Here is a 17,521-nt window from a genome sequence, read left to right on the forward strand (position 1 = left end):
ACGCCCGGCCACCCCGCGCGGTCCGCGGACGACAGTCGCCTCACTCTCTTAGACCGCGCGGGGCACCGTCCCGCTCCCGACACCGCAGAATTGACGGCTCCCCGCCCCCCCCCCAAAAAAAGAGGCGCAGGCCACCGCCCGCCGACGCCCTCGCGCGCCCCGTCCCCGGCGCGCTCCCGTCGGCACACCACGGGCCCAGCGCGCCTCACCCCCCAGTGCGCCCCGGCAGCAGAGGCGACTCAGGCCCCGGGCCGCTCAGCTCCGCCGCACACCGGGGAAGCCGAGTGAGCGGTCGCGCTCGTAGAAGGCGACGGCCGCCGAGGTCGCCACGTTCAGCGAGTCGGTGCCCGGCGCCATCGGGATGCGGGCGCGCACGTCCGTGGCACGCATGGCGTGCTCGGTGAGCCCGGGTCCTTCCGCACCGACCAGGAGGGCCACGCGCTCGTAGGCGTCGCCCGCGGCGTCGGCAAGCGCCTCCGGCAGGACCACCGCGCCCGGGTCCGGGGTCAGCGAGACCAGGCGGAAGCCGGCCGCGCGCAGCTCCTCGAGGCGGCGCTGCCAGGTGGTGTGGGTGCCGCCGAGGTGCACGAACGAGGTGCGCAGCACGTGCCCCATGCTCACGCGCACGCTACGCCGGTAGAGCGGGTCGGCGCAGCCGTTGCCGAAGATGACGGCGTCGACGCCCATGCCGGCGGCGTTGCGGAAGATCGCGCCGATGTTCTCGTGGTCACCCACGCCCTCGAGCACGACGACGGTGCGCGCGCCGGCGAGCGTCTCCTCGAGGCCGGGCTCGGGCGCGCGGTCGGCGGCGGCGAGCAGCCCGCGGTGCATGTCGAAGCCGGCGACTTCGCGCAGCGTCTCGCGGGTGACCTCGTAGACGGGCAGGTCTTCCGGCAGATCGGGGTGGTCGGTGAGGAAGCCGGCGAGCCGGTCGGGGAAGCCGACGAGGCAGCGGGCCGGGAAGCGGCTTTCCAGCAGGCGCTCGCAGACCAGGGGCCCCTCGGCGATAACCAGGCCCTTGCCGCCGGGCAGGTCGGGGCGGGAGTCGGAGTGGTTGAGGTCACGGACGTCGTCGAGACGCGGATCCGCGGGGTCGTCGATGCGCACGGGGGTGGGGCCAGTCATGGCGCCCAAGATACCCCGGGAGATTTCCGACGCCGCGCGTGCCCCGACGAATTTGTTGCCACCCGTTGACGGGTTGTTGGGTTTATGCAACACTTTGAGTCATGTCCCCAAGAAAAAGGGCCGAACGGCCAATCTACAACCGGATGCGGATGCTGCGCGCAGAACGGGACATGACGCGCGCCCAGCTCGCGGAACTGATCGAGGTCAACCCCCAGACCGTCGGCGCGCTCGAGCGCGGGGACCACTACCCCAGCCTCGATCTCGCCTTCCGGATCTGCGAGGTTTTCGACCTGCCCGTCGAGGCGGTCTTCTCCCGCAAGGAATTCAGCTACCTGTCCCACGACGTCTACGGAAGGTGAGAGGCATGTCCCACCCCACGCAACCGTCCCAGTTCCAGCACCAGTCCCCGTACCAGCAACCGTCCACCGGGGCGACCACCACCGCAACCGCCCCGGACCCGCGCGCGGCCCACCACGCCGAGCGCGAGCGCCGCCGCGTCGAGAGCTGGCGCCGCCGGGTCGAGCGGCAGCCCCGCTTCGAGAAGCTGCGCAAGCCGCGTGCGACCCGTACGCTGATCGCGATCTACCTCGGCGGCATGGCCGTCGCCTTCGCCGCTTTGCCGCTGTCCCTCTCCTTTACCCGCGACAGCGGGCCCGACAACTTGAACTTCAGCTTTCTGGGGCTCTACCTCGTCGGCTGGCTCGTGAGCTGCATCGCCTGGACCGTCCTGCGCTGCACGATCGACATCAAGGACACCGCACCGGACTCCGCCCTCGACGAGTACGAGGCCGAGGTACTCGCGCGCTGGCGCCGGACCGGCTTCCAGGCCCTCCAGTGGACCACCCTGGTGGTCGCCTTCGCGATCATGTTCATCGGCAGTTGGGTGCCCCAGATCTCCCCCGCAGACAGCGTCCTGATCATCGGCGGCCTGACGCTCCTCTTCGTCGTCACCGCCTGTTCGACACTGCCGGCCGTCGGCTACGCGCTGACCTTCAACACCTCCGAGGACGCGGCGCCGGAGCCGGTGGACTAGCACACGGCGCGCGCCACGCGGCCCCACGACGTAACGTCAACACCACAGAACCCGACCGCCCCACCCACCACAGCCCCAACCCCCGTCCACCCACGAGACGACCGGAAAGACCGTGAGCACCCTAGAGATAGACAGCCTGACCAAGCACTACGGCGACAACCTCGCCCTGGACAACCTCAGCTTCACCGTGCCCGCCGGCAGCCTCTACGGCTTCGTCGGCTCCAACGGCGCCGGCAAGTCGACCTGCATGCGCATCGCCCTCGGCGTGCTCGAGGCTGACTCCGGCGAGGTCCGCGTCGACGGCCGCCCCGTCGACGACGCCGTGCGCCGCACCATCGGCTACATGCCCGAGGAGCGCGGCCTCTACGACAAGGAACCCATCGGCGAGCAACTCGCCTACCTCGCGCGCCTGCACGGCGTCGGAAAGCAGGCCGCACAGGCCAACACCGAGGCTCTCCTCGAGCGTCTCGGCCTGGCCGAGCGCGCCGGCGACAAGCTCAACACGCTCTCGCTGGGCAACCAGCAGCGCGTGCAGCTGGCCGCCGCGCTCGTGCACGACCCGGAGATCCTCGTGCTCGACGAGCCGTTCTCCGGCCTCGACCCCGTCGCCGTCGACGTGATGGCCGAGCTGCTGCGCGAGTACGCCGAGCGCGGCGCCCCCGTCGTGTTCTCCTCGCACCAGCTCGACCTGGTCCAGCGCCTGTGCGACCGGATCGTCATCATCACCGACGGCCGCCGCCGCGCCGAGGGCACCGTCGCCGAGCTGCGCGACGCCGGCCCCGTGCTCTTCGAGGTCACCGTGGGTGCGCCCCCGATTGACGACGCCGCGCCCGCTCCCGCGGGCGGTTCCGTCCCGGTGGGTGCCGCGCCCGACGCCGCGCCCGGGGCCGCGAAGCCTGCGTGGCTGCCGGAGGGCTGCCGCCTGGTCGAGCGCCACGGCGACACGCTGCTGGTGGAGGTGGACTCCGCCGCGCGCGACCAGGAGCTCCTGCGCGCCGCGCTGGGCGCCGGGCCCGTGCACTCGTTCACCCGGCACCGTCCCGACCTGACCGAACTGTTCCGAGAGGTGGTGGCGTAGGCCATGAGCTACTCCCCCATGAACGCGGTGACCACCGTCGCCGCCCGAGAAGTACGCACCACCATGCGCAGCAAGGCGATCCTGATCTCGCTGGCGGTGATCCTCGTGGTCACCGTCGCGGGCATCGGCCTCGGCGCCTGGTTCATGGACCGCTCCGACGGGGGCACCGTCGACGTCGCCGTGGCCGGCGAGGTGGAGCCGGACGCCTTCGCGGCGGCCGGCGAGGACGTCAACGCCTCGGCCGCGGCCGACCGCGACGCCGCGGCCGCCGCCGTGGAGGACGGCGACGTCGACGCCGCCTTTGTGCTCAACCCCGACGGTTCCGGCGAGCTGATCGCCGAGGGCACCCCGCCGGCCGAGCTGAGCCAGACCGCGAGCGCCTTCCTCGAGCAACACGCGCTGGGCCAGGCACTCGAGGCCTCCGGGGCGGACCCGCAGGCCTTCGCCCAGGCCTTCCAGCCCGGCGCGCTCGAGGTCACCGACGTCGACGCCGACGCCCTCGGCACGAACCCCTCGATGCTGGTGACCGTGATGCTCGGCGTCGTGGTGATCATCTTCCTGGTCTTCCTCTTCGCCGGCATCCTCGGCGGGCGTGTGACCGAGGAGAAAGCCTCGCGCATCGTCGAGATCATGCTGGCCACCGTCCGCCCGATCGAGCTGCTGGCTGGAAAGCTGCTGGGCAACCTCATCGTGGGCGTCATCGGCGCGGCGCTCTTCCTCGCCGCCGGCGGCGTCGCCCTGGCGGTGACGGGCCTGGCCGAGGACTTCGACTTCGACTGGTCGGTGCTGCCGATGCTGATCGCCTGCTTCATCCTCGGCATGCTCTTCTTCGGCAGCCTCTACGCCGCGGCTGGATCGCTCGTCGCGCGCAGCGAGGACATCCAGAGCACGCAGATGCCGATCATGATGCTGATGTACGTCGCGATCTTCGCGCCGACCTTCGGGCTGAACAACCTGGACTCGACGCTGATGCAGGTGCTCTCCTGGATCCCGCCGTCCTCGCTGACGGTCGCGCCGCTGCAGCTGGCCGCGGGCAACTGGTCCGGCTGGCAGGTCGCGGCCTCGCTGGCGGTCTCCGCGGTCATCACCGCGGGCATCCTGGCGCTGGTCGCGCGCATCTACCGCAACGCGATCCTGCGCAACGGCCAGAAGGTCTCCTGGATGGCCGCCATCAGGGGTTAACACCCCCGAAGTGGGGCCTCACCGGTCCCCGCGCACGCGAAGAGGGCCCCGGCGACAAGCCGGGGCCCTCCTCTCGTGTCCGGTGCGTCCCGGGGTGCGGGGTGAGTCCCGCACCGCTCGGTCCGCGCCGGAGACACGCGCCGATCAGGCGATGGCGTTCATGATCGGGTCGATGCCGAAGTAGGCGACGAAGAGCACGGAGACCAGCCACATGATCCAGTGGACCTCGCGGGCTTTGCCGCGGGCGACGGCCATGAGGGTGAACATGATGAAGCCCACGCCGATGCCGTTGGCGATCGAGTAGGTGTAGGGCATCACGACGATGGTCAGGAAGGCCGGCAGCGCGATGTCGAAGCGCGACCACGGGATGTCGGTGACCTGGGCCATCATCATCGCGCCGACGATGACGAGCACCGGTGCGGCCGCCTCGATCGGCACGACCTCGTAGAGCGGGGTCAAAAACATCGCGGCCAGGAAGACCAGGCCGGTGACCACGTTGGCCAGGCCGGTGCGCGCGCCGTCGCCCACGCCGGCGGCCGAGTCCGCGAAGACGGTGTTCGAGCTCGCCGAGCACGCGCCGCCGACGATGGCGCCGGTGCCCTCGACGACCAGGGCCTTCTTCAGGTCCGGCAGGTTGCCGTGCTCGTCGACCAGGTCGCCCTGCTTGCCCAGGGCGGTCATGGTCCCCATGGCGTCGAAGAAGTTGGCCAGCACCAGGGTGAAGACCAGCAGCGTGGCAGCCAGGGCGCCCACGCGGGTGAAGGCACCGACCGGGTCGACGTCACCGACGATCGACAGGTCGGGCAGCCCGCCCAGCGAGTCCGGGATGCCTGGCACGGCCAGCGACCAGCCGCCCTCGTTCTCCGCAGAGGAGCCCGCGCCGACGACCGCCTCGACGACCATGGCCAGCACGGTCGTGGCGACGATGCCGATGAACAACCCGCCGCGGACGTTGCGCACCACCAGCGCGCCGCAGATGATCACGCCGATGACGAAGACGAGCGTCGGGAAGGTGCCCACGGAACCGCCGTCGCCGAGTGAGACCGGCACCGTCGTGTGCGCCGCGTCGGGAACCCGGGTGACGAAGCCGGCGTCGACCAGGCCGATCATCGCGATGAACGCGCCGATGCCCACGCCGATGGCGGCCTTCATCGGCGCCGGGATGGCGTTGAAGACGGCCTCGCGGAAACCGGAGATGGCCAGCAGGACGATGACGATGCCGTCGACGACGACCAGGCCCATCGCCTCGGGCCAGGTCAGGCCCTCGCCGGCGACGAGGGTGACGGCGACCATCGTGTTGATGCCCAGGCCCGCGGCGATGCCGAAGGGGTAGCGGGCGATCAGGCCGAAGGCGATGGTCATCACGCCGGCGGCCAGCGCGGTGGCGGCGGAGACCTGCGGCACGCCCAGGGTCGTGCCCTCGATGTCCTCGGTGGTGCCGAGGATCAGCGGGTTGAGCACGATGATGTAGGCCATCGCGAAGAAGGTGACCACGCCGGCGCGGACCTCGGTGCCGATGGTCGAGCCGCGCTCGGAGATGTGGAAGTACCGGTCGAGGAAGCCTGCGGCCCCGCCGGTGTTCGGCGGGGCCGTCTCGCCGGCGGGGGATGCCGTGGAGCTCATGGAGAAGCCATCCGTTTCTCAAGAATTCAGCGTTTTGACAGAGTCAGGGTGGCACTGAGATCGGTCCCGGCGCAAATGAGCGCGCCCCAGGCCACGCGGCCGCGGCGCGCGCGTCGCCGGCGAGGTGTGCGGGCGGGAACCGCACACCGCGAGGAGCGCGGGCGGGAACCGCACACGGCGAGGGACGCGGCGTCGGCAAGCGTCAGTAGACGGGACGCTCGTCGTCGAAGGCGGGCATGCCCGCGGTGTGGTCGCCGCCGGCCGGCGGGGTCTCGGAGTGGGCGCCGCAGCCCGCGGCGGCATGCACGAGCCGGCCGTCGGCGGCGAACTCGTTGGTGCAGGCGCCGAAGTTCTCCAGCGGCTCGCCGCAGGGCACGTAGAAGGCACAGGTGCGGCAGTGCAGGTGCGCCTCGCGGGCGAAGTCTCCGTCCGGGCCGAAGTCCCCGGCGCGCCAGCGGGCGGTCGCACCCGCCAGGCCCTCGCGGGAGAGCCAGTACCGGCGGCCCCTGGCCGCGCGGCCGCGGGAGGCGTCGGAGGCCCGGGTCGCCGAGCGCGAGGGGTCCTCGGTCAGGCGGGGATCCCCCGGCTCCGGCGGCATGACCGTGCCGGGCTCGAGATCGCCGGGGCGCACGCGCTCGGCCCACGGCACCCACTCCGGGGCCTGCAGGGCGTCGCCGGACTGCGAGGGCACCAGGGAGACCTCGTTGACGGTCACGTAGGTCGAACCGGCCGCGCAGGCCACCACGGCCTGCCACTCCCAGCCGGAGTAGCCGGGGACGTCCGCGGCGAACCGGTGCACGGCCACGTGCCCGTCGCCCGCCTCGGCCAGCCGGTGGGCGCCCAGGTGCGCCCCGACGCGGCCGGCCTCCATCTCCTCGACGGCGTCCCGGGCCACGTCACGGGCCACCCGACTCAGGGTCGGGTCCGCGCCGGCGCCCCTTCCGCCGCCGCGACCGTTCTTCTGTCCGTTCCTGTAGTGACCCACCTGTCCCATTATCCCCGGGCTGGTGCATGATGGACAACATGGCTCACCGCTTCCCCCGCCGCCTCGTGCGGACCGCAGCCGTCCTGACCAGCCTGACCGCCCTGGCAGCGGGCACCGCCGCCTGCTCGGACGACGTCGAGACCCCGCTGGCGGCCAACACCGGCCCCGAGCACCTGCGCGCCGAGGTCGTCGACATGCTGCCCTTCGACGAGGATTCATTCACCCAGGGCCTCGAGGTCGACTCGCGTGGCCACCTGCTGGTGAGCACCGGGCTGCAGGGCCAGTCGCGGATCTACCGCCGCGAGCTCGACGGCGACGAGGTGCAGTCGGTGGACCTCGACCCGGAGTTCTTCGGCGAGGGCATCACCCAGTCCGGCTCGAACCTGTGGCAGCTGACCTGGCACGACGGCGTGGCCATCCGGCGCGACGCGCAGACCCTCGAGGAGACCGGGCGCTTCGACTGGCCCGGCGAGGGCTGGGGCATCTGCTCGCTCGACGACCAGACCCTGGTCGCCTCCGACGGCAGCTCCCGGGTCCGCCTGCTGGACTCGCGCGACCTGACCGAGGTGGGCCACGCCACCGTCGGCGGCGACGACCCGGTCGAGGGCCTCAACGAGCTCGAGTGCGTCGAGGGCGAGGTCTACGCCAACGTCTTCCAGACCGACCGGATCGTCGGCTTCGACCCGCACACCGGCAGCCTGACCGCGGACATCGACGCCTCGGGGCTGCCCAACAACGCCGAGCCGAACGTCGACAACGTGCTCAACGGCATCGCGCACAAGCCGGCCTCGGATCACTTCTACCTGGCTGGCAAGCGGTGGCCGGACCTGTACGAGGTGCGTTTCGTGCCGCAGGATTCCTAGCGGGCCCGGGTTTCGGGGGCTCGGGGTTTGGGTTTCGGGGTTTGGGTTTCGGGGCTTGGGGGCCGGGTTTCGGGGGCTCGGGGGCTGGATCCGGGGCGGGCTCGGGCCGGGTTTTCCGGCGCTCCCGGGCGTTCCGGGCTCTGCGGCGCTCCCGGGCGTTCCGGGCTCTGCGGCGCACGGTTTTACCGACCCGGGGTCGGTAGCCAAATTTCGTCACTCCCCTGACCTGCAATGACGCGGTGACGATTTCGGGTTTACCGACCCGCACCCGGTAAAACCGATGCCGAGGCGCCCCGGCACCCGCCCAGGCCGACCCAGACACAGGCCGCGACGGCCCCGACACCCGTCCAGGCCGACCCAGGCACAGGCCGACCCCGCTCCGCCACAGCCTCCCCCGGCCGGCCACGACTCCGCCGGTAGGATGAGACCTCATGGCCCCCCGCAAAGAAGCGAAACGTCGCAGCCTCCTACAGTTCCTGGCGCTGATCATCGCCGTGGTGATCGTGCTCGTCGGCGTCTACCTGGGCCAGCGCTGGTGGAGCTCGCGTCCCGGCCCCGAGCCGCAGGACGTCACGGTGACCGCGACCGTCGGCGACACGGAGACCGAGGTCTCCCCCTACGCCGTCTGCGAGCTCGACCAGGAGGACTGCCCCGAGGGCGAGATCGCGCGCGTGCCGGTCCCCGCCGACGGCGAGGTGCGCCTGAAGATCCCGAACGCGATCCACGACCACAACTGGCAGCTGCTGCAGATTTACGACGACCCCGCGGCCAACGAGGAGCGCAGCTTCGGCGCCTACGACGAGGACTCCGTGACCGTGCAGGGCTCGGTGGACCCGGTCGAGGAGGGCGAGAACGCCCCGCGGCCGAAGCTGACGGTCCTCGAGATCCACTCGGTGATGATCGGTACCGACGACGCCGGTGAGGAGACCCCGAAGGCGACCGTCTGGTCGCTGGACACCACCGCCGAGTAGGCGGCGCCCCGGAGCCCCGGCCCCGACTCCCCCGAGCCACGGTCGCCGAACCCCTGAACCCCGCGCCGCGGGGCCCGAGCCATGTGGCCCGGGCCCCGCGGCGTCTTTTTTATCTGTCCCCTTGGTTAACCGTCGAGTTCGTCTGCGACCGCGCGCAGGATGCCCGCGACCTGCCGGCCGGTCCTGCGCTCCGGGTAGCGCCCCGAGCGCAGCCCCGGCTGAACCCCCTCCAGCAGCGTGATCAGGTCGGAGACCATGCTGCCCAGCTCCTCGGCGGAGCGGCGGTGGCGGCGGACCTTCGGCGGGTCGAGCAGCGCCACGCGCAGCGCCTGCGGGCCACGGCGGCCCGAGGCGACGTCGAACTCGATGCGCTGGCCCTTGTGCAGCTCCTCGACGCCCTCGGGCAGGACGTGACTGCTCAGGTAGACGTCCTCGTAGCCCGGATTCGACGCGAAGCCGAATCCCTTGTCCGCGTCATACCACTTGACCTTGCCCACGGGCATGTCGTTGACCTTCCTGTCTCCTCCGGTCGCGGCGACGGGTCTCCCCTGCCGCGGCACCGGCGCCCCGTCCGTGGGGCCTGTCTGAACCGCCCGATTTTACACCTCCCGGGACCCATGGCCCAGTCCGAGCGGGGGCGCGGTTCCAGGCACACCACCCCACGAGTGACATAGCTCATAGCTAGTAACCGTCACGCCGCTGACCTGGCCCTGTGACAGATGTTGTCGCCTCATCGGCCCCAGAAGAGTCACGGATCGGCCAATAACGTGACACAAACGTTACAAACCGTTACTCTCTTGAGTCATGCACCGCACGACGCGGTTCCCCCGTTCCATCTGAACCCTGTCCGGACGGGAAACCCCACTCGTGCCCGGCCCGACGCCCACAGGAGCGTCGCGGTCAGCGTGCACCACGAACTTGGACCCGATTCACCGAGGACAATCTCATCGACGGACAGGGACCGCCCACGGGCGACCGGGCAACCGGGCGCGGGGCGGGACGATGGACGACGAGAGGATACATCGAATTCATGGGACGCCACTCCAAGAACTCCACCTCCCTGTTCACCAAGCTCGCCGCCGGCACCGTCGCCGTGGGCGCCGCCAGCGCGATCCTCGCGCCGAGCGCCTCCGCCGCCCCGGACTCCGACTGGGACCGTCTGGCCCAGTGCGAGTCCGGTGGTGACTGGTCGATCAACACCGGCAACGGCTACCACGGGGGTCTGCAGTTCAACCCGGGCACCTGGGCCGCCCACGGTGGCACCCAGTACGCCGCGACTGCCGACCAGGCCTCCCGCGAGCAGCAGATCGTCGTCGCCGAGCGCGTGCTGGCCTCCCAGGGCTGGGGCGCCTGGCCCGCCTGCTCCGCCAAGCTCGGCCTGAACTCCGCGCCGACCGACCGCACCGCCCCGGCCCCGCAGCCGGCCGCCGCCGCTGCCCCGGCCGCCAACTCCTCCTCCGACGAGCTGGCCGTCGACGCCCTGTACAACCAGATCGTGTCGACCCTGTCCTCCTACGGCATCGCCGTCCCGGAGCAGGTCCACGCCTTCTATCAGGCCAACCGCCACGACTTCCAGGCCTTCTACGCCGCCAACGCGGAGACGATCGCCCAGGTCAACGCCGTCGCCGGCACCAACCTCTAAGAGGTTTTCCGGCCTCGATTTCCGACGGGCCCCGCACCATCACCGGTGCGGGGCCCGTCGCCGTATGCGCGCCGCCGCGCCCTGGCGGGCGCTCCACACACAGCGAAACGCCGCGGCCCGTGCGATGCGGGCCGCGGCGTCGCAGCACAAAGTCGCCGCACGAGTTCTCACCCGCGCGGCGGCCGCGGAGGTGTCAGCGGTTGATCCGCGTGTAGGGGTGCACGTAGCCGATCTCCTCGGCCGGGCGCGGGAGCACGAGGTCGTCGCCAAAGGGGCTGGACGCGCCCGCGACCTGGGAGACGAGCTCGGTGACCGGGTGGTCGTCCTCGTGGGCGAGCTCGGGCCAGGAGGGGTTGACGTGCGCCTTCTTCTCAACGTTAGCCATGCGCCCCATTCTGCCACGTCAGATGCGTACGGGGTTAGCCCGAGCGGCGATTATGATGGTCAGGACGATGAATCCATCCGAAAGTTCGCCCACGTCCGCCACACCCGCCGAACGCTTCGGTGACTGGTTGGCCGGTCTCGACGACGCCGCGCTCACCCGCCTGCTCGAGCTCCGCCCCGACGCCGCGGTGCCGCCCCCGCCGAACACCCAGGCGCTGGCCACCCGGCTGCGCATCACCGGCTCGGTCGCGCGCGCCGTCGCCGAGCGCACCGCCCTCGAGCTCGCCGTCTGCGAGTCGGCGGCTGCCCTGGGCGCCGCGACCGCGCCCGTGGCCGCCGCGGACGTTCTCGCCCCGCTTCCCGACGCCGCGGTGGCCGCCCGTGCGCTCGAGACGTTGCGCTCCGCCGGGCTGATGTGGGGCCCCGACGACGGCGTGCGGCTGCTGTCCGAGGTGCCGGCCGCGCTGCCGGACGGGCTGAGCCTGCTCGAGGAGGCCCACTCTCCCGCCGACCCGCAGGCCGTGCACGAGGCGCTGGAGACACTGCCCGACTCCGCGCGCGCCGTGCTGGACACGCTGGCGCGCACCGGCGGGGTGGGGCTGACCCGCGACGCCGCCCCGGACGCGGACCCGACCCGCCCGGTGCCCCGGCTGCTGGCCGAGGGCCTTCTCTCCCGCGTCGACGCGCGCACCGTGCGCATGCCGCGGGTGGTGCGCGACGCGCTGCGCGAACGCCCGCACACCGCGGTACCGCTGACCGACCCGCTGGCCGGGCTGCGCGCCACCGACGCCGCCACCGAAGCCGACACCGACGCCGACATCGACACCGACGCCGCCACCGAAGCCACAGCCTCCGACGACCGCGCCGACCGCGAGGCCACCGGCCAGGGGCTGGAGGCCGTGCGCCTGATGGACCGCCTCATCGAGGTCCTCGGCGCCGAACCCGGCGAGCTGATCCGCTCCGGCGGGCTGGCCGTGCGCGAGCTGCGCCGTCTGTGCGCCGCCCTCGACTGCGAGCAGGACGCCCTGATCCGCCTGGCCGGCACCGGCGTCAGCGCAGGCCTGCTCGCCTGCGCGCGCCCCGACCGCGACGACGCCGCGGACCCCGCCGAGCCCGCCGGCCCGGTCTTCGCGCCGACGCCGCTGGCCGAGGAGTGGGCCGAGGAGGGCCTGGCCGCCCGCTGGGCCCGCCTGGTCACCGGCTGGCGCGGCGCCACCCTGGCCCCCTGGGCGGTCACCGGCTCGGTGCACCTCTTCGAGGAGGCCTCGCACGCGCCGGGCCTGCCCGCCGCGCGCCGCCTCGTGCTCGCCCCGTACGCCGAGGTCGCAGGCAACACCGCGCTGAGCCCGCGGACCGCGTGGGCGGCCGCCGTCTTCGACGCCCCGCTGGCCGCCCTGCGCGTGCCCGACGCCGCCCGCGACGAGGTGCTCGCCGGCGCCCGCTTCTTCGGCCTGCTCGCCCGAACCACCGGGACCGAGCGAGCCGACGAGGCCGACCGCGCCGCCGGCCTCGGCCGCGTGGCGCTGACCGGCGCCGACGCCGGGGAGCTCACCGAGGCCGCCGCCGGACTGGTCCCCGACACCGTCGAGGCCGTCATCGTGCAGGCCGACATGACCGTGCTGGCCCCGGGCCCGCTGCCGGCGAAACTGGCCAACCGGCTGACCCGCTTCGCCGACCTCGAGTCGCCGGGGCTCGCCGCCGTCTACCGGCTCAGCGCCGACAGCATCCGCCGCGCGCTCGACGCCGGCGACTCCGCCCAGGACATCGCCGCCTTCTTCACCGACCACGCCCTCGGCGAGGTGCCCCAGGGCGTGCGCGTGCTCGTCGAGGACGTCGCCCGCCCCCACGGGCACCTGCGCGGCGGCCCGGCCGGCTGCTACCTGCGCTGCGATGACCCCGACCAGCTCGCCGCGGCCGCCGGCACCGACGCCGCCCGTTCGGTCGGCCTGCGTCTCATCGCGCCGACGGTCGCGGTCTCGCCGCGCCCGGTCATCGAGGTCATCGGCGCCCTCCAGGCGGCCGGCGTACACGCCGTGGCCGAGGACGCCGCCGGCCGCTCCGTCGACATCCGCCCCGACCCGGTGCGCGTCACCCCACCGCGCAAGCGCCGCACGCGCCGCCGCTCCCCCGCGCCCGCAGCCTCCGGCGTGGACCGCGCCGAACGGGCCCGGACCGCCGTCGCCGCCCTGCGTCGCGCGGAGGTCACCGCCCCTGGTTCGCTTGACGACGCCGCGCGCACCGGCGCCGCAGGCGCCGCCGGCGCCCACGGGGCGGGTGGCGCCGAGGGCGAGGGGCGCGACGTCGGCAATCGAGTCGACCCGGTCACCGCGCTGAAGACGGCCGCACGCGCCGGGCGCACCGTCACCGTCGGGCTGGTGGACAAGCACGGGCGGGCCAACCCGCGCCGGCTGCGCCCGCTGCGCGTGGCGGGCGGGCAGGTCTACGCCGTCGAGCCGGCGGCCGGCGACGCGGTGCTGCGCTTCGCCCTGCACCGGGTCACCGGCGTCGATGACGCCTAGAGCGGGCTGCTAGCCTGCCCGTACAGACCAAGAGGACAAGGAGCGTGGTGCCACGGTGGGGCTCGGCGACGGACCGTTGATCGTGCAGTCGGACAAGACCGTCCTGCTGGAGACGGCGCACCCGGCCGCGGACGAGGCGCGCGCGGCGCTGTCGCCCTTCGCGGAGCTGGAGCGCGCGCCCGAGCACGTGCACACCTACCGCATCACCCCGCTGGCGCTGTGGAACGCGCGCGCCGCCGGGCACGACGCCGAGCAGGCCGTCGACGTCCTCGAGCGCTACTCCCGCTTCCCGGTGCCGCAGGCGCTGCTCATCGACGTCGCCGAGACGATGGCTCGCTACGGGCGGGTGCGCCTGCAGAAGAACCCCGCGCACGGGCTGACGCTGGACACCGAGGAGCCGGCGGTGCTCGAGGAGATAGTGCGGCACAAGAAGATCCGCCCGATGCTCGGCGAGCGGCTCGACCCGGGCACGGTGGTGGTGCACCCCTCGGAGCGCGGGCGGCTCAAGCAGGAGCTGACGAAGATCGGCTGGCCGGCCGAGGACCTGGCAGGCTACGTCGACGGCGAGGCACACCCGATCGAGCTGACGGCCGTGGGACTCGAGGGCGCGGACGCGGGCGCCGGCGGGGGCGGCGCCGACGCCGGCGACGGTGCGACGGCCGCGGACGGCTGGCGCCTGCGCGACTACCAGCGCTGGGCCACCGACTCCTTCTTCGAGGGCGGCTCCGGCGTCGTCGTGCTGCCGTGCGGGGCGGGCAAGACCATCGTCGGCGCCGCCGCCATGGCCCGGGCCAAGGCCACCACGCTGATCCTGGTGACCAACACCGTCTCCGCACGCCAGTGGCGCGCCGAGCTGCTGCGCCGCACCACGCTGACCGACAACGAGATCGGCGAGTACTCCGGGGAGAAGAAGGAGATCCGCCCGGTGACCATCGCCACCTACCAGGTGGTCACCCGCAAGACGAAGGGCGAGTACCGGGCCCTCGAGCTCTTCGACTCCCGAGACTGGGGCCTGATCATCTACGACGAGGTGCACCTCCTGCCCGCCCCCGTCTTCCGGCTGACCAGCGACCTGCAGTCGCGGCGCCGCCTGGGGCTGACGGCCACCCTGGTGCGCGAGGACCGCCGGGAGAGCGACGTGTTCTCCCTGATCGGCCCGAAGCGCTACGACGCCCCCTGGAAGGAGCTCGAGGCGGCCGGCTACATCGCCACCGCCGAGTGCACCGAGGTGCGCGTCACCCTCGACGAGGCCGGCCGCATGGCCTACGCCACCGCAGAGTCGCGCGAGCGCTACCGGCTGGCCGCCTGCGCGCCGGCGAAGGTGCGCGTCGTCGAGAAGATCCTCGCCCGGCACGCCGGTAGGCCCACGCTGATCATCGGCGCCTACCTCGACCAGCTCGAGGAGATCGCGGGGCGCCTGGGCCTGCCCCTGGTCGACGGCAAGACGAGCAACAGGCGCCGCGAGCAGGCTTTCGCGGACTTCCGGGCCGGGAAGATCTCCACCCTGGTCGTCTCCAAGGTGGCCAACTTCTCTGTCGACCTGCCCGAGGCCGCCGTGGCCGTGCAGGTCTCGGGCACCTTCGGCTCGCGCCAGGAGGAGGCCCAGCGCCTCGGCCGGCTGCTGCGCCCCAAGGCCGGCGGTGGTGAGGCCCACTTCTACACCGTGGTCACCCGCGATACCCTGGACTCCGAGTACGCCGCGCACCGCCAGCGCTTCCTCGCCGAGCAGGGCTACGCCTACCGCATCATCGACGCCGCGGACCTCACCGCGGCCGGCGGGGAGATTTCCGGCATCCCGGAGGGCGCCGACGGCGCGCAGCGCGGCGCGGGCACGCACGACGAGGAGAGGTAAAGCCAGATGCAGAACTTCCGGTTCGACGTCGACGAGGCGTGGGCCAAGGCCCACAATGAGATGCTGCGCGACACCCGCCGGCTGCGCTCCAGCGCGATCGTGATGGGCGTCATCGCGCTGATCGTCGGCGTGCTGTGCTTCCTGGTTCTCGACCCGTCCGGGCCGTGGCGCGTGATCGTGCCCGTGCTGTGCGCCACCGTGACCGTCGTGGCCGTGGCCGTGGGCGTGGCCGCCCCGCGCGCGGTCGGCAGCGCCCAGCAGCTCTACGACAACTACCCGCTGGTCCCGGCCGTCATCGCCGAGGTCAAACCGCGCACCGTGGACCTGCTGGCCCTGGTCAACGTCAACGTCGACCAGACCCGGCCGCCGCGCTGGGCGCTCGCGCTGCGCCCGGTCAGCGCCATCGACGGACACCACCGCAAGCGCGGCACGCAGGTGCCCTCGGTGGCCGTCAGCGGCCGGCGCAGCGCGCGCTCCCAGGACACCTGGGACGAGATCACGCCGATGCCTGTCGCCTGGGGCACCCCGGACACCGACGTCATCGAGGCCGCGCGCAAGGCCATCCCGCACGAGCTGTGGGAGAAGCTGGAGAAGAACCGCAAGCTCCTCGAGGACGTCAAGAAGACGAAGCTGAACCTCCTCGTCCTGGACTAGAGCGCGGCGGGGGTCTCGGGGGTTTCGGGCCCAGGCCGGGGTGGGCCCGGCGGGAGCGCAGTGCGACGCGGATAACATGCCCGGCAAACGTCCGCCGAGCCTGTGAGGAGGCTTCCGTGACCGTCGAGCGCCTGCGTCCCTTCGCAGAGACCGTCTTCGCCACCATGACCGCCAAGGCGGTCGAGTATGAGGCGGTGAACCTCGGGCAGGGCTTCCCGGACACCGGCGGGCCGGCCGCGATGCTCGAGCGCGCCCAGCGCGAGATAGCCGAGGGCAACAACCAGTACGCCCCCGGCCGGGGTGTCGCCTCCCTGCGCCGCGCGATCGCCGCCCAGCGTGACCGCGACTACGGCCAGAGATTCGACCCGGACACCGAGGTGCTCGTCACCGTCGGAGCCACCGAGGCCATCGCCGCGAGCGTGCTGGGCCTGGTGGAGCCGGGCAGCGAGGTCGTCGTGCTCGACCCCTCCTACGACGCCTACGGCGCGGCCGTCGCGCTGGCCGGGGCGACCCGGGTCTCGGTGCCGCTGGTCGCCGAGGGAGCGTCCTGGCGCGTCGACGAGGAGGCGCTCGAGGCCGCGGTCACCGAGCGCACGGCGATGGTCATCGTCAACTCCCCGCACAACCCCACCGGCGCGCAGCTGGATCTTGCGGGTGTGGCACGGGTGTGCGTGCGCCACGATCTGCTGGCGCTCTCCGACGAGGTCTACGAGCACCTGCTTTACGACGCTCGCGCGCACCGCCCCCTGGCGTTGGAGGACGGGATGCGCGAGCGGACGGTGACCGTCTCCTCGGCGGCGAAGACGTTCAGCGCCACCGGGTGGAAGACCGGTTGGGCGATGGCCCCTGCCCCGCTGCTCGACGGCGTGCACAAGGCCAAGCAGTTCCTGACCTTCGTCGGCGCCACCCCGTTCCAGCCGGCCGTGGCCTACGCCCTCGACAACGAGGATGCGTGGGTGCGCAAGCAGGTGGAGTCGCTGGGCCGGCGCCGTACGTTGCTCGCCGAGGGGCTTCAGGAGGCCGGCTTCCGCGTCCACGACAGCCACGGCACCTACTTCCTCACCGCCGAGCTGCCGGACGCATATGAGGACGACGGCGTGGAGTTCTGTCTGGCCCTACCGGAGAAGGCCGGCGTGGCCGCCATCCCCGTCCAGGTCTTCTGCGCGGACCAGGAACCGTGGCAACGCCTGGTGCGCTTCGCCTTCTGCCGTAAGGAGAAGACGCTGCGCGAGGCCGTGAAGCGGCTGAAGGCCGTGGACCTCGCGGAGATGTGATTCGCCTTTGTGAGTCGCGCTGAGCGCACGGGAGGGGACGCGGATTGCGCGGCTCCTCCCCTTTTCCATCTGCCATTTAGCGCCGGCGGAAAAGCCGCCTGAATAGCCTGAATGGTCTGAAGTAAAAGGGGTGCAGACGCAAAAAGGAGCGCCCCTCATCGAATTGCTTCGATGACGGACGCTCCCTATTTCATTTTTGAGTTGTGGTGTCGGCGGTGACTTACTCTCCCACACCCTCCCGAGTGCAGTACCATCAGCATAGGCGGGCTTAGCTTCCGGGTTCGGAATGGGACCGGGCGTTTCCCCACCACTATAACCACCGACACGACCAAAACC

At 72.2% G+C, this 17,521-nt stretch carries 15 protein-coding genes, 1 rRNA gene and 1 pseudogene; 11 read left to right on the plus strand and 6 right to left on the minus strand.

Translation table 11 applies throughout. The annotated features are described in order from the left end of the window. Nucleotides 1–255 precede the first annotated feature (255 nt). The gene (locus QP119_RS07610; RefSeq protein ID WP_284774977.1) at nucleotides 256–1,125 is read right to left on the minus strand and encodes a TrmH family RNA methyltransferase; all 870 of its coding nucleotides are present in this window, start codon (nucleotides 1,123–1,125) and stop codon (nucleotides 256–258) included. Nucleotides 1,126–1,226: 101 nt separating this feature from the next. Here QP119_RS07610 and QP119_RS07615 point away from each other — a divergent pair, with 101 nt between their 5' ends. The 4 genes from QP119_RS07615 (at nucleotide 1,227) to QP119_RS07630 (ending at nucleotide 4,418) form a co-directional block, all read left to right on the plus strand. Beyond that, nucleotides 1,227–1,484, plus strand: coding sequence for a helix-turn-helix transcriptional regulator (locus tag QP119_RS07615; RefSeq protein WP_284774978.1), 258 nt, complete (start codon nucleotides 1,227–1,229; stop codon nucleotides 1,482–1,484). Between the two features lie 5 nt (nucleotides 1,485–1,489). Beyond that, the gene (locus QP119_RS07620) at nucleotides 1,490–2,158 is read left to right on the plus strand and encodes a hypothetical protein (protein WP_284774980.1); all 669 of its coding nucleotides are present in this window, start codon (nucleotides 1,490–1,492) and stop codon (nucleotides 2,156–2,158) included. Nucleotides 2,159–2,270: 112 nt separating this feature from the next. After that, nucleotides 2,271–3,236 carry an ABC transporter ATP-binding protein gene (locus tag QP119_RS07625; RefSeq protein WP_284774982.1) on the plus strand — a complete coding sequence of 322 codons (966 nt, stop codon included), beginning with the start codon at nucleotides 2,271–2,273 and terminating at the stop codon, nucleotides 3,234–3,236. A 3-nt stretch (nucleotides 3,237–3,239) separates the two neighbouring features. Then, nucleotides 3,240–4,418, plus strand: a complete 1,179-nt coding sequence (locus tag QP119_RS07630) for an ABC transporter permease (RefSeq protein WP_284774984.1) — start codon at nucleotides 3,240–3,242, stop codon at nucleotides 4,416–4,418. Nucleotides 4,419–4,562: 144 nt separating this feature from the next. On the opposite strand, the gene QP119_RS07635 is transcribed toward QP119_RS07630, so the two are convergent. Together QP119_RS07635 and QP119_RS07640 are read right to left on the minus strand one after the other, a co-directional pair. Further along, complete coding sequence (locus tag QP119_RS07635) at nucleotides 4,563–6,041, minus strand: NCS2 family permease (protein ID WP_284774986.1); 1,479 nt, start codon at nucleotides 6,039–6,041, stop codon at nucleotides 4,563–4,565. A gap of 202 nt (nucleotides 6,042–6,243) precedes the next feature. Beyond that, nucleotides 6,244–6,948 carry a DUF3027 domain-containing protein gene (locus tag QP119_RS07640; RefSeq protein WP_284774989.1) on the minus strand — a complete coding sequence of 235 codons (705 nt, stop codon included), beginning with the start codon at nucleotides 6,946–6,948 and terminating at the stop codon, nucleotides 6,244–6,246. Nucleotides 6,949–7,064: 116 nt separating this feature from the next. On the opposite strand from QP119_RS07640, the gene QP119_RS07645 reads away from it, so the two are divergent. Next, on the plus strand, nucleotides 7,065–7,889 hold the full coding sequence (locus QP119_RS07645; RefSeq protein ID WP_284774990.1) for a glutaminyl-peptide cyclotransferase: 825 nt from the start codon (nucleotides 7,065–7,067) through the stop codon (nucleotides 7,887–7,889). 431 nt (nucleotides 7,890–8,320) lie between these two features. Beyond that, a complete protein-coding gene (locus QP119_RS07650) occupies nucleotides 8,321–8,860 on the plus strand; it encodes a DUF2771 domain-containing protein (protein ID WP_284774991.1) in 540 nt (179 codons plus the stop codon). Between the two features lie 125 nt (nucleotides 8,861–8,985). On the opposite strand, the gene QP119_RS07655 is transcribed toward QP119_RS07650, so the two are convergent. Beyond that, entirely contained in the window at nucleotides 8,986–9,363 is a 378-nt protein-coding gene (locus tag QP119_RS07655; protein WP_284774994.1) for a cold-shock protein, read from the minus strand. Nucleotides 9,364–9,890: 527 nt separating this feature from the next. On the opposite strand from QP119_RS07655, the gene QP119_RS07660 reads away from it, so the two are divergent. Further along, nucleotides 9,891–10,502 (plus strand): resuscitation-promoting factor Rpf1 domain-containing protein, encoded by a 612-nt coding sequence (locus QP119_RS07660; RefSeq protein ID WP_284774996.1) that lies wholly within the window; start codon nucleotides 9,891–9,893, stop codon nucleotides 10,500–10,502. 193 nt (nucleotides 10,503–10,695) lie between these two features. Here the strand turns inward: QP119_RS07660 and QP119_RS07665 are convergent, their stop codons facing one another. Beyond that, the gene (locus QP119_RS07665) at nucleotides 10,696–10,887 is read right to left on the minus strand and encodes a hypothetical protein (RefSeq protein WP_284774999.1); all 192 of its coding nucleotides are present in this window, start codon (nucleotides 10,885–10,887) and stop codon (nucleotides 10,696–10,698) included. A 67-nt stretch (nucleotides 10,888–10,954) separates the two neighbouring features. Between QP119_RS07665 and QP119_RS07670 the strand changes: the two genes are divergently transcribed. The 4 genes and pseudogenes from QP119_RS07670 (at nucleotide 10,955) to QP119_RS07685 (ending at nucleotide 17,185) form a co-directional block, all read left to right on the plus strand. After that, nucleotides 10,955–13,405, plus strand: coding sequence for a helicase-associated domain-containing protein (locus QP119_RS07670; RefSeq protein ID WP_284775000.1), 2,451 nt, complete (start codon nucleotides 10,955–10,957; stop codon nucleotides 13,403–13,405). A 55-nt stretch (nucleotides 13,406–13,460) separates the two neighbouring features. Continuing rightward, nucleotides 13,461–15,170 (plus strand): annotated as a pseudogene (locus QP119_RS07675) (DNA repair helicase XPB); the annotation flags it as partial. Between the two features lie 93 nt (nucleotides 15,171–15,263). After that, the gene (locus QP119_RS07680) at nucleotides 15,264–15,911 is read left to right on the plus strand and encodes a DUF3239 domain-containing protein (RefSeq protein WP_284775004.1); all 648 of its coding nucleotides are present in this window, start codon (nucleotides 15,264–15,266) and stop codon (nucleotides 15,909–15,911) included. 116 nt (nucleotides 15,912–16,027) lie between these two features. Continuing rightward, the gene (locus QP119_RS07685; protein ID WP_284775005.1) at nucleotides 16,028–17,185 is read left to right on the plus strand and encodes a pyridoxal phosphate-dependent aminotransferase; all 1,158 of its coding nucleotides are present in this window, start codon (nucleotides 16,028–16,030) and stop codon (nucleotides 17,183–17,185) included. A gap of 207 nt (nucleotides 17,186–17,392) precedes the next feature. Here QP119_RS07685 and rrf read toward each other — a convergent pair. After that, nucleotides 17,393–17,509 (minus strand): 5S ribosomal RNA (rrf, locus tag QP119_RS07690). Between the last annotated feature and the right edge of the window lie 12 nt (nucleotides 17,510–17,521).

It is taken from the genome of Corynebacterium frankenforstense, from assembly GCF_030211955.1.
GTDB classification, from domain to species: Bacteria; Actinomycetota; Actinomycetes; order Mycobacteriales; family Mycobacteriaceae; genus Corynebacterium; species Corynebacterium frankenforstense_A.

Bases quoted from the DNA above. Each gene is read 5' to 3' on its own strand.
- QP119_RS07610 (WP_284774977.1), bottom strand. From the start codon at position 1,125: ATGACTGGCCCCACCCCCGTGCGCATCGACGACCCCGCGGATCCGCGT.
- QP119_RS07615 (WP_284774978.1), top strand. From the start codon at position 1,227: ATGTCCCCAAGAAAAAGGGCCGAACGGCCAATCTACAACCGGATGCGG.
- QP119_RS07620 (WP_284774980.1), top strand. From the start codon at position 1,490: ATGTCCCACCCCACGCAACCGTCCCAGTTCCAGCACCAGTCCCCGTAC.
- QP119_RS07630 (WP_284774984.1), top strand. From the start codon at position 3,240: ATGAGCTACTCCCCCATGAACGCGGTGACCACCGTCGCCGCCCGAGAA.
- QP119_RS07635 (WP_284774986.1), bottom strand. From the start codon at position 6,041: ATGAGCTCCACGGCATCCCCCGCCGGCGAGACGGCCCCGCCGAACACC.
- QP119_RS07645 (WP_284774990.1), top strand. From the start codon at position 7,065: ATGGCTCACCGCTTCCCCCGCCGCCTCGTGCGGACCGCAGCCGTCCTG.
- QP119_RS07650 (WP_284774991.1), top strand. From the start codon at position 8,321: ATGGCCCCCCGCAAAGAAGCGAAACGTCGCAGCCTCCTACAGTTCCTG.
- QP119_RS07655 (WP_284774994.1), bottom strand. From the start codon at position 9,363: ATGCCCGTGGGCAAGGTCAAGTGGTATGACGCGGACAAGGGATTCGGC.
- QP119_RS07660 (WP_284774996.1), top strand. From the start codon at position 9,891: ATGGGACGCCACTCCAAGAACTCCACCTCCCTGTTCACCAAGCTCGCC.
- QP119_RS07665 (WP_284774999.1), bottom strand. From the start codon at position 10,887: ATGGCTAACGTTGAGAAGAAGGCGCACGTCAACCCCTCCTGGCCCGAG.
- QP119_RS07670 (WP_284775000.1), top strand. From the start codon at position 10,955: ATGAATCCATCCGAAAGTTCGCCCACGTCCGCCACACCCGCCGAACGC.
- QP119_RS07680 (WP_284775004.1), top strand. From the start codon at position 15,264: ATGCAGAACTTCCGGTTCGACGTCGACGAGGCGTGGGCCAAGGCCCAC.